General features: G+C 67.8%; 7 protein-coding genes. 3 read left to right on the plus strand and 4 right to left on the minus strand.

The genetic code is table 11. The features are described from left to right. Nucleotides 1-21 precede the first annotated feature (21 nt). Both RIE32_02085 and RIE32_02090 read left to right on the plus strand, forming a co-directional pair. Complete coding sequence (locus tag RIE32_02085) at nt 22-1,359, plus strand: MFS transporter (protein ID MEQ9095033.1); 1,338 nt, start codon at nt 22-24, stop codon at nt 1,357-1,359. A gap of 21 nt (nt 1,360-1,380) precedes the next feature. Continuing rightward, on the plus strand, nt 1,381-2,610 hold the full coding sequence (locus RIE32_02090; GenBank protein MEQ9095034.1) for an NAD-dependent epimerase/dehydratase family protein: 1,230 nt from the start codon (nt 1,381-1,383) through the stop codon (nt 2,608-2,610). Here the strand turns inward: RIE32_02090 and RIE32_02095 are convergent. Continuing rightward, nucleotides 2,607-3,764 carry a cystathionine gamma-synthase gene (locus RIE32_02095; protein MEQ9095035.1) on the minus strand — a complete coding sequence of 386 codons (1,158 nt, stop codon included), beginning with the start codon at nt 3,762-3,764 and terminating at the stop codon, nt 2,607-2,609. The two genes, RIE32_02090 and RIE32_02095, sit on opposite strands and share 4 nt — an antisense overlap. Nucleotides 3,765-3,969: 205 nt before the next feature. Between RIE32_02095 and RIE32_02100 the strand changes: the two genes are divergently transcribed. Beyond that, nucleotides 3,970-5,820 carry a SulP family inorganic anion transporter gene (locus RIE32_02100; GenBank protein ID MEQ9095036.1) on the plus strand — a complete coding sequence of 617 codons (1,851 nt, stop codon included), beginning with the start codon at nt 3,970-3,972 and terminating at the stop codon, nt 5,818-5,820. Between the two features lie 92 nt (nt 5,821-5,912). Here the strand turns inward: RIE32_02100 and RIE32_02105 are convergent, their stop codons facing one another. The 3 genes from RIE32_02105 to RIE32_02115 all read right to left on the minus strand — a co-directional run. Continuing rightward, nucleotides 5,913-6,620, minus strand: coding sequence for a hypothetical protein (locus RIE32_02105; GenBank protein MEQ9095037.1), 708 nt, complete (start codon nt 6,618-6,620; stop codon nt 5,913-5,915). Nucleotides 6,621-6,855: 235 nt separating this feature from the next. Continuing rightward, on the minus strand, nt 6,856-9,837 hold the full coding sequence (fxsT, locus tag RIE32_02110; protein ID MEQ9095038.1) for an FxSxx-COOH system tetratricopeptide repeat protein: 2,982 nt from the start codon (nt 9,835-9,837) through the stop codon (nt 6,856-6,858). A 45-nt stretch (nt 9,838-9,882) separates the two neighbouring features. Beyond that, a partial coding sequence (locus tag RIE32_02115; GenBank protein ID MEQ9095039.1) for a tetratricopeptide repeat protein occupies nt 9,883-10,712 on the minus strand: 830 nt, incomplete at its 5' end.

Genomic DNA, 10,712 nt, shown 5'->3' on the forward strand with positions numbered 1-10,712 from the left:
TGCGCATCCTCGGTGGCCACGATGATCCGACGGGTGGTCGAGCGAGTGGTGGCGTTTGAAGAGGGCGAGTTGACGCCCGCGGCGCTCTCGGCGGCGTACTTCTTCTGCCTGCTCTTTGGCTACTTCATGCTTCGCCCGCTGCGCGACGCCATGGGGTTGGCAAGCGGGGTCGACAGCCTGCGGCTGCTGTTCCTGGGCACCCTGGCTGTCATGATCGTGGCCAACCTCGTCTTCGCCGCCATCGCCTCGCGCGTGCCGCGGCGGGTCTTCGTGCCGCTGGTGTACGGCTTTGGCGTGGCGTGTCTTGTCGCATTCCTGCTCGCGTTCCTTGTCCTGGGCGAAGCGCGGTCCGAAACGGTGGGCAAGGTCTTCTACGTCTGGCTGAGCGTCTTCAACCTGATGGCGACCGCCGTATTCTGGGGCTTTATGGCCGATATCTTCAAGAAGCCGCAGGCCGCGCGGTTGTTCGGCTTCATCGCGGTGGGGGGCACGGCCGGCGCAATCTGTGGTTCGGCATGGACGGGGCTGCTGTCGGAAGCAATCGGGACCGTCGGCTTGTTCGCCGGCGCATCGTTCCTGATCCTGTGCGCAGGGGCGCTGGCGATCGTGCTGGATCGCTTGGCCGAAGGTCGCCGCATGGGCTCGGCGGGGCACACGCTCGACGCGGGCGGCGCCCTCGGCGGAACGAGCTGGCAGGGCGTGGTCGACGTGCTTCGATCGCCGTATCTGATGGGCATCGCCTGCTACGTCGCGGCCTTCACCATCGGTTCCACGCTGCTGTACTTCGAGAAGATGCGCATCATCGAGGGCTTTGCCGAGACGATCGAGTCGCGCGCGCAGGTATTGGCGTGGATCGAGCTGGGCGGCCAGACGCTCACCGTCCTGCTGCAGCTCTTCGTGACCGGACGCCTCATGCGCCGCCTGGGCGTTGGGGCGCTGCTGGCAGTGGTGCCGATGGTCACGGTCATCGGGTTCGTGGGCCTTGCCGCGGCCCCGGTGCTGCTCGTGCTGGCGGCCTTCGAGGTCGCTCGGCGAGCGAGCCACTATGCGCTGAGCAAGCCAGCACGCGAGGCGCTCTTCACGACCGTGCCCAGGACCGACAAGTACAAGGCCAAAGGCATCATTGACACGTTCGTCTACCGCGGCGGCGACACGGCGGGCACCGTTGCCGATGCGGCGCTGGCCGCCGCGGGCCTGGCCGCCGCTTGGCTGGCTGTGCCCCTGGGCATCGGGTCGCTCGTCATCGGCGTCTGGCTGGGCCGGCGTTCGAACGATGCCGAGCCTGCCGCGTCACCTGCTCCCAATGTGCCTGGAGCCGCGCCCGCATCCCTGGCCAGCCCCGCGAACACCCACGTATAACACCCCGATGAGGATTACGCCATGCAACAGACCCGTCGAGAGTTCTTGTTGACCGCCTCGGCCGCCAGCGCCGCCGCCCTGCTTGGGTTGGGCCCGTGGACGCAGCATGCCTTCGCGAGGGGGAAGGCTTCGAAGAAGCTGAAGATCCTGTTCCTTGGCGGCACGGGCATGCTCGGGCCGCACGTGATCCGAATCCTGCTCGACCGCGGGCACGAGGTCACGCTGTTCAACCGCGGCAACCGCGACGAGATGTTCCCAGACCTGGAGTTTATCCAGGGCAACCGCATCGTCGATGTCGAGCCCGGTCTCAAGCCACTTCAAGAGGAGATCGACAAGGGGCGCACGTGGGACGCGGTCATCGATACCGCCAGCGTGCATACGTGGGTCGAGAACAGCGCCAAGCTCCTGAAGGACAGCGCCGGACATTACACCTACATCTCGTCGCTGAGCGTCTACGCCGACAACAGCCAGGTCGGCCTCGACGAGGACGACGCCGTGGCGACGATGCCCGACGAGGTTGCCGACGGCATCACCGCCCTGCCCTACGACATGCAGTATTACGGCGCCGTGAAGGCCCGCAGCGAGGCCGCGGCGCGTCGGCACTTCCCCGGCAAGGCGCTCATCCATCGTCCGGGCCTGCTCGTCGGCCCGAGAGACTTCACGCATCGCTTCACGTACTGGCCCTACCGCGTGCGCCAGGGCGGCGAGGTGCTGGCGCCCGGCATGCCCGAGCACCCGCTGCAGTTCATCGACGTGCGAGATCTGGCAGCGTTCATGGTGCTGGGCATCGAGCAGGGGACGACGGGCACCTTCAACGTCAATGGTCCGGTCGGCGGCGGCATGACCATCGGAAAGTTGCTGGAGACCTGCAAGCAGGTCACCGGAAGTGACGCGAACTTCACCTACGCCGAAGGCGACTGGCTCGCGGGCCAGGGCGTCAACGCATGGGCTCAGATGCCGGTGTGGATTCCCCCGGGCCCCGAGACGGCCGGCTTCCACACGCGCGACCTTTCGAAAGCGGTGGCCGCTGGCCTGGTCACGAGGCCGCTGGAAACGACCATCGCCGATACGCTCACGTGGCTCGACGAGGAGTACATGCCCACCTGGAAGAACGCCATGGCCGACCGCGGCGAGGCCGACGCCACGTTTAGCTTCGGCGGCAACCGCCCGGGTATCACGCGTGAGCGCGAGGCCGAGCTGCTGGCGATGTGGAAGTCGCGAAACGAAACTTCCGAAGAGGCGAACTCCTAGCCGATTGCCCGCTCGAGGTCGGCGATCAGGTCATCGACATCCTCGATGCCCACGCTCAGGCGCACGAGATTGTCGGCGATGCCAAGCTTCTTTCGCTGGTCGGCCGGCACGCTGGCGTGGGTCATGATGGCCGGGTGCTCGATGAGGCTCTCGACCCCGCCCAGGCTCTCGGCCAGCGCGAAGATCTTCACGGTCTCGAGCATCTTGCGGCTCTCGTCGAGACCGCCCTTCAGGTAGATCGTGACCATGCCACCGAAGCCACGCATCTGCTTCTTGGCGATGGCGTGCTGGGGGTGGCTCTCCAGGCCGGGGTAAATGACCTTCTCGACCTTCTTATGAGCCTCGAGGTACCTGGCGACCTTGGCCGCGTTGTCGCAGTGCCGATCCATGCGCACGTGCAGGGTCTTGGTGGACCGCAGGAACAGGAAGCACTCCTGGATGCCCGGCACGGCGCCTTCCGAAAGCTGCAGGAACTTGAGCTTCTTGTGGATCTCCTCGTCGTCGACGATGAGCGCGCCGCCGATGGCATCGCTGTGGCCGCCGAGGTATTTCGTGAGCGAGTGGCACACGATGTCGGCGCCAAGCTTCAGCGGGTTCTGCAGGTAGGGGCTGGCGAAGGTGTTGTCGACGGCGACCATCGCGCCCGCCTGCTTGCCCATCTCGGCCAGGACGGCGATGTCGATGATCTTCAGGGTCGGGTTGGTGGGCGTCTCGATCCACACCAGCTTGGTGTTCTTGCGGATGGCCTTCTTCGCCGCGTCGTGGTCGGTCATGTCCACCAGCGTGCTCTCGATGCCAAGCTGGGCGAACACGCGATGGAAGATGCGGTTGGTTCCCCCGTAGACGTCGTCGCAGAGAACCACATGATCCCCCGCGCTGAGCAGGTGGATGACCGCGCCCGTCGCCGCCACGCCGCTGGAGAACGCCAGCCCGTGCTTTCCGCCCTCAAGAGAAGCCAGGTTCGCTTCCAGGGCCGTGCGCGTAGGGTTGGCCGCCCGGCTGTAGTCATACTCGCCGATGATCTCGCCCGGGCTCTTCTGCACGTACGTCGAGGTCTGGTAGATGGGCGTGCAGATGGCCCCGGTGGAAGGATCGGGGCTCTGGCCGGCATGGATGGCCCTGGTGCCAAAGCGTGCGGAGTCGTCGATCTTCATGGGCCGGGCCTTTCTTTGCGTTGCAGCCATCGGTGCGAAACGAGCCGAGCCGCAGGATAGGGGCCGGGGCCCGATGATGCCCACGCCTACCATCCCCGCTTGCCCCCCGGCCGCCGGCCATGGGGGTTTCCAAGCCAACCCGCGATCCTCGCCGCCGGCCGCGACATCGCCGCCGGGGGGGTATCGCTTCCGCGTTCGAGGGTCCATGTCCGAGGTCACCATCCGCCTGCCCGCGTTCGTCAAGACCAAGCCCCGCGTGTTCGACCTTCGCACCGCCATGAGCGGGTCTCCCAAGGCCGACGTGTTGGCGGGCCTCACCGTCGCTCTGGCCCTGGTTCCAGAGTCGGTCGCCTTCGCGTTCGTCGCCGGGGTCCCGCCCCTGGTTGGCCTCTACGCCGCGTTCATCGTCTGCCTGCTGACGTCCATCCTCGGCGGCCGCCCCGGCATGATCTCGGGGGCAACGGGCGCCATGGCCGTCGTCGTCGTCGCATTGGTTGCCAACTACGGGATTGGCTACCTCTTCCCGGCGGTCGTGCTGTGCGGATTGATCCAGGTCGCCGCGGGCTTGCTCAGACTGGGCAAGTTCATCCGCATCGTGCCCCATCCGGTCATGCTGGGCTTCGTTAACGGATTGGCCATCGTGATCCTCTTAGCCCAGGCCGACAGCTTCCGCTCGCTGACCGAGTCGGGAACCATGGCCTTCCTCCATGGCACGCCCCTGTGGATCATGCTCGCCCTGGTCGCCGGCACGGTGGCCATCATCGCCTTCCTTCCGAGGCTGACCCGCGCGGTGCCCTCGTCGCTGGTGGCCATCATCGCCATCAGCCTGGCGGCCATCGCCATCAACGCCGCGATGCCCAGTACGGCAAGCCAGGCCCCCGTCCGCACCGTCGGCGATCTCCTGGTCGACAACACCAAGGCCGCCGCCGTGCTCGATGCCCAGCGCGCCAAGGACCAGGCGGCCATCGCCGCCGCCGCGGATGCCCTGCCCGAGGCCGTTCGTTCCTCGGTTGCGCTCCAGCCGGACGCGTCCGCCCCCGTGGCGCCCCTCACCGAAGCCGAGATCGACGCCGCGCTCGCCTCGGTGGACGAAGCCGAGGTCGGCATTGCCGGCGGGCTGCCCAGGCTCGCCTGGCTGGACTTCGACCTCCCGCCCTTCACGCTCGAGACGCTGCTGATCATCCTGCCCTTCTCGGTGGTCCTGGCGGGCGTGGGCTTGATCGAGAGCCTGATGACCATGACGCTCGTCGACGAGCTCACCCAGACGCGCGGCAACGGCAACCGCGAGTGCCTGGGCCAGGGCGCGGCCAACATCACCTGCGGCTTCTTCGGCGGCATGGGCGGCTGCGCGATGATCGGCCAGTCCTTGATCAACGTGAAGTCCGGGGGCAGGGGCCGGCTCTCGGGCATCACCGCCGCGGCTTCGCTCATGGTCTTCATCCTCTTCCTGGCCCCGCTCATCGAGTCCATCCCCATCGCCGCGCTGGTGGGGGTCATGCTCATGGTCGTCATCGGCACGTTCGAATGGACCACCCTGCAGACCTGGCGCAAGATCCCCAAGGCCGAGGTCCTGGTCATGCTCGTGGTCGCCGGCTACACGGTCCTGATGCACGACCTGGCCACCGCCGTGCTCATCGGCGTGATCATCTCGGCCCTCATCTTCGCCTGGAACAAGAGCAAGCACCTGTACGCGGATATCCAGTTCAACGAGCACGGGAGCAAGATCTACCAGCTGCACGGGGGCGTCTTCTTCGGGAGCGTGACCCGCTTCCGAGAGCTCTTCACCCCCGAGAGTGATCCGGACGACGTCGTCATCGACTTCTACTTCAGCAGGGTGTACGACCAATCGGGCCTGGAGGCCATCAACACCCTGGCCGAGCGGTATACCTCGTTGGGCAAGCGGCTGCACCTGCGCCACCTGAGCGAGGACTGCCGCAGGTTGTTGGACAAGGCCGGCGACCTGGTGGAGGTCAACATCAGCGAGGATCCGCACTACCACGTGGCGACGGACCGGACGCAGTGGCGCGATGAGCCGGGCGCGGACGCCAGGGCCTGATCTTCGGCGCCCAATAAAGAGCCCCGCCCGGGCTGTGTGAAGGCCCGGGCGGGTCACCATGACACGACGTTGCTGGGGGTTCGGTCGCCCGTTCAGGCGGCGTCCGAATCCTTCTTCCTGGTCGTGGTCGCGGCCTTGGACGCGGCGCTCTTGATGGCCACCGGTCCGTTGCCCCCGCCGGCGAATGGCACGTAGATGTTCTCGCTGGTGGGGCTGGAAAGCTCGCCCCGCTTGGCGGTGACGTTGTAGACGGCGCTGGCGGTGCCGCTCGCGATCGCCTGATCGGTGAAGGTCTTGGTGCCGGTCGAGGCCAGCAGGCTGAAGCTGTTCTCGCCGTCGAGCTTGCGCCGGATCTCGAAGAAGACGCCGGTGTGCGCCGAGGCGGCGTCGGCCTTCCAGGTGAGCACGACGTGGCCGTTGTTGTCCAGGTCGGCGTCCAGGTCGTAGGGCTCGCCGGGCGCCGGGGCGGGTCCGGGGTCGGCGGGCGCGGGGATCTGGGCCTTGCTGTACACCGTCGTGCCGCCGCCGTTCTCGGCGAAGGCGCGGATGGTGTTGATCTGCTTGCCGCCGAAGGACCGCAGGTCCTGGGCGCTCTCGTTGCTTGCGGTCGTTGCCGCTTTCTGTGCCGCCTTCTTGGCGTTCTGGTTCGCCAGATCATCCTGGGCCGCGCTGAGCTTGGCGCTCAGTTCCGCGCAAAGCTCGGCCGTGAGCCCGACGGCGGCGGGGTCTGCCGACCAGATGGGCACGCGGGTGGCGAAGAAGTTGATCATGTCCTGCTTACGGTTTGGGACCGTTGCCATAGCTGAAATCCTCGAAACGGTGTTGATCGGCCCCAAGCAACACTGCCGGCGGCCCTGCACCCATGGTCATCGGAGGGTTGCGGGGGCGACTTTGGTGGATCGAGAGCGAAATCGAGATTGTCGTGGCCTCGGTGGCGTTATGCGGGCGTTGGCTATGGGCGATTGGCGCGGGATGATCGCGATAACGCGACGCATTGTCCTTATAGAGGGAGCAGCGTCGGAGATTGTGTGGGCTCTACTGGCCGTCCAGGTGCTCGCGGATGGCCGCGAGGTTGGTTTCCAACCCTTGCAACCACGGATGCCCCGCGGGCAGGCAGCGCCGGCCCATGTCCACCGCCTCCTCGGCCAGGGGCACGGCGTCTCGCCACCGCTTCAGCTTTACCCTATTTATCGCGAGGTTGTTCAGGCTGTTCGCGACGCCCGGATGGTCGCCATCGAACAGCCGGCGACGCATGTCCAGTGCCTCTTCGTAGAGCGGCTCGGCCTCGCCCGCGCGGCCCAGCGCCTGCCGCACGCCCGCGAGGTTGTTGAGGACCATTGCCACGTGGGGATGATCGCCCTTGAAAAGCAGGCGAAACATATCCAAGGCCTCTTGATAGAGCGAGTCAGCCTCTTCCGCGCGGCCCAGCGCTGCCCGGACGAACGCGAGGTTGTTGAGGCCCATTGCCACGTCGGGATGGTCGCCCCCGAACAGCCGGCGTTGCATGGCCAGTGCCTCTTCATAGAGTGGCTCGGCCTCGCCCGCCCGGCCCAGCGCCTGCCGCACGCCCGCGAGGTTGTTCAGGCCACCCGCCACGCGGGGGTGGTCGCTCTCGTACAGCCGGCGTTGCATGGCTAGTCCCTGTTCATAGAGCGGCGCGGCCTCGCCCGCGCGGCCCAGTGCCTGCCGCACGAACGCGAGGTTGTTCAGGCTGCCCGCCACGTGGGGATGGTCGCCTTCGAACAGCCGGCGCCGCATATCCAGTGCCTGTTCATAGAGCGGCTCGGCCTCGCCCGCGCGGCCCAGCGACTCCCGCACGCCCGCGAGGTTGTTGAGGCTCATCGCCACGTCGGGATGGTCGCCCCCGAACAGCCGGCGTTGCATGGCCAGTGCCTCTTCATAGAGTGGCTCGGCCTCGCCCGCCCGGCCCAGCGTCTCCCGCACGCCCGCGAGGTTGTTGAGGGTCATTGCTACGTCAGGATGGTCGCCCTCGAATAGCCGGCGTTGCATGGCCAGGGCCTCTTCATGGAGCGGCTCGGCCTCGCCCGCCCGGCCCAGCGCCTGCCGCACGAACGCGAGGTTGTTCAGGCTGCGCGCTATGTCAGGATGGTCGCCCTCGAACAGCCGGCGACACATGTCCAGTGCCTGTTCATAGAGCGGCTCGGCGTCGGCCGCGCGGCCTTGGGCGTCTAGGTAGAACGCCACCTGGTTCAGCAGGAGTGACGCCGGCCTGCCATCACCCTCGAGGCGATCCAGCGCGTCCGTCGCGTGGGGCAGCGCCTCGCCCTGGACCGGCCAGCGGTCCACCTGTGTGCATTCTTCGAACACACCGTTCAGGGCACCGACCACGCCCGCCAAGGCCCGGCCGCTCGTCTCGTCATCGCTCTGCCCCCGCACCGCCGACTGCGTCAACCGATGCATGCTCACCAACCCTTTGCCCTCCACCCCCGCGCTCGCCTCGAACCGCACGATGGAGCGATCCCGCAGCGCCAGGATCGCCCGCCGCGCCTCGCCCTCGTCCGCCCCCGTCGCTGCGACCAGCAGCGAGACGGGGATCTTCGAGGGATGCACCAGCGACGCGGCCAGCAGCAGTTTCGGCGCGAGGGGGTGCTGCGCCTCCACGCCGGGCAGCAGCAGGAGCAGCGAGGCGGCGACCTTGAGGCCGTACTTGCGGCCGGTGGCGTCGGCCTCCACGTGCTCGAGCGCGTGGCCCTTCGCTTCCAGTTCGTTGGCGCGGAGTTGTTCAAGTAGGTTCGCGGGCGACAGCCCAGTGTCGGTGCGCAGGGCCGCGGCGCACAGGGCCACGGCCAGGGCGTGCCCGTCCAGTTCCTCCAGGATGCCCGCGATGGCCCCAGCGTGCTCGGCCGCGATCTCGCCCGACTCGGGGTCGAGCAGGTCTCGCCGATGCTTGAGCAGCACGGCCGTGGCCTCGGCCTCGTCGAGCAGGTCGACGGGGATCGCCTGCGCGACGCTCGGCGGGATGCGCTCGGGCGCGAGCCGCGTCGTCGCGAGCACGCGGGTGTTGGCGCCGACGGCGAAGCTTTCAAGCGTGGACCGATGGTCGACGTTGTCGAGGACAACCAGGTGCCGCCCGTCGCCCAGCCTGCGGATCAGCTCGCGCCGCAGAGCCTCCGCGTCGTCGCCCTTCTGCCGCTGGTAGCCCAGGCCGTCCAGCGTCGCGGCGAGCGAGCCGTCCAGCGCGCCGGTCGAGGCGTCCAGCCACCAGATGCCGTCCCACGCATTGGCGTACTCGGCGTCGAACACGTAGGCGATGGCGATCTCGGTCTTGCCGACGCCGCCCTCGGCGCTCAGCGCGTGTGCCAGGGCGGCCGTACCGCTCGTCGTGAGCACCTCGTGCACCCGCTCGATCAGGTCGCGCCGGCCCTCGAAGTCGGCGTTGGGCCGGATGCCCGCGAGCGCGAGGTTGTTCTGCACGCCCTCGGGGATGCCCGGCAGGCGGGCGCGGCCGGTCTTGAGGATGTCCAGAACCTCGGCCGTGTTGTCGCGAGTCTCGGTGGCGATCGCCCGCAGCTCGTCGAGGATCGCCTTGTTCGACTCGACGTAGATGCGCAGCACGTCCCAGTCGATGGGGTCCTCGCCCTCGGGCAGGGCGGGCCCGAGCGCCTTCTTGACTTCTTTGGCGACCCATTGCGCCAACTCGGCCTTCTCGTACCCCGGCAGCCGCGCCTGCACGAACGCGCTGCGCTCGGCGATGGGCGTGAGCAGCCCGATGAGCTGCTGGGTATCACCCTTGCACGCGCGAACTTGCTCGGCGAGGTCGGCGAACTGCTCGCGTTGTTGTTGACGGAGCCGCCGCTCGCCCCACAGTTGCAAGCCCACGCCTCCCGCCAGCAGTCCAACGGCCAGAAGCGGACCGCCCGTAAGCCCGCCGAGGATGGTGGCGATAGCCACCTTGTCGCCCGAAGCGCACGCATCGCAGAAGTCCTCGATCGTCTGGCCGAGGCCCTCGCCGGCGAGGCCGGAGACCAAGTTTCCGATGAGGAGGCGGGTGCTCATGGGTAGGGGCTTTCGGGGGCAGAGTGCATCATCGGAGCGTGGGGGCTAGTGGTCCAGGCGCTCGCGGATCAACGCGAGGTTGGCTTTCCAGAGTTGCAGGTCCGGATGCCCCGCCGGCAGGCAGCGACCGCCCATGGCCAACGCCTCCTCGGCCAGCGGCAACGCCACCTTCCACCGTCCCTGCTCGCCATGGAAGACGGCGAGGTTGTTGAGGCTCATCGCCACGTCTGGATGGTCACCCTCGAACAGGCGGCGATACATGGCCAGGGCGTCTACATAGAGCGGCTCGGCCTCGCCAGCGCGGCCCAGCGCCTCCCGCACGTCCGCGAGGTTGTTCAGGCTGCTCGCCACGTCTGGATGGTCGCCCTCGAACAGCCGGCGACGCATGGCCAGGGCCTCTGCATAGAGCGTCTCGGCCTCGCTCACCCGGCCCAGCGCCCGCCGCACGAACGCGATGTTGTTCAGGCTCCTCGCCACGTGGGGATGGTCGCCTTCGAACAGCCGGCGCTGCATGGCCAGGGCCTCTTCATAGAGCCGCTCGGCCTCGCCCGCTCGGCCGAGCGCCCACCGTACGCCCGCGAGGTTGTTCAGGCTGACTGCCACGTGGGGATGGTCGCCCTCGAACAGCCGGAGTTGCATGGTCAGGGCCTCTTCATAGAGCCGCTCGGCCTCGCCCACCCGGCCCAGCGCCTCCAGCACAGACGCAAGGTTGTTCAGGCTGCTCGCCACGTCTGGATGGTCGCCCTCGAACAGTCGGCGATACATGGCCAGGGCCTCTGCATAGAGCGGCTCAGCCTCGCCCGCGCGGCCCAGCGACTCCCGCACGCTCGCGAGGTTGTTCAGGCTGCTCGCCACGTCCGGATCGTCGCCCTCGA

The sequence above is a fragment of the Phycisphaerales bacterium genome, from assembly GCA_040221175.1.
Lineage (GTDB): Bacteria > Planctomycetota > Phycisphaerae > Phycisphaerales > UBA1924 > JAHCJI01.

What these genes read in the sequence shown, in the direction of transcription:
- RIE32_02085 (MEQ9095033.1), top strand. Translation starts at nt 22, where the DNA reads ATGATCCGACGGGTGGTCGAGCGAGTGGTGGCGTTTGAAGAGGGCGAG.
- RIE32_02090 (MEQ9095034.1), top strand. Translation starts at nt 1,381, where the DNA reads ATGCAACAGACCCGTCGAGAGTTCTTGTTGACCGCCTCGGCCGCCAGC.
- RIE32_02095 (MEQ9095035.1), bottom strand. Translation starts at nt 3,764, where the DNA reads ATGAAGATCGACGACTCCGCACGCTTTGGCACCAGGGCCATCCATGCC.
- RIE32_02100 (MEQ9095036.1), top strand. Translation starts at nt 3,970, where the DNA reads ATGTCCGAGGTCACCATCCGCCTGCCCGCGTTCGTCAAGACCAAGCCC.
- RIE32_02105 (MEQ9095037.1), bottom strand. Translation starts at nt 6,620, where the DNA reads ATGGCAACGGTCCCAAACCGTAAGCAGGACATGATCAACTTCTTCGCC.
- fxsT (MEQ9095038.1), bottom strand. Translation starts at nt 9,837, where the DNA reads ATGAGCACCCGCCTCCTCATCGGAAACTTGGTCTCCGGCCTCGCCGGC.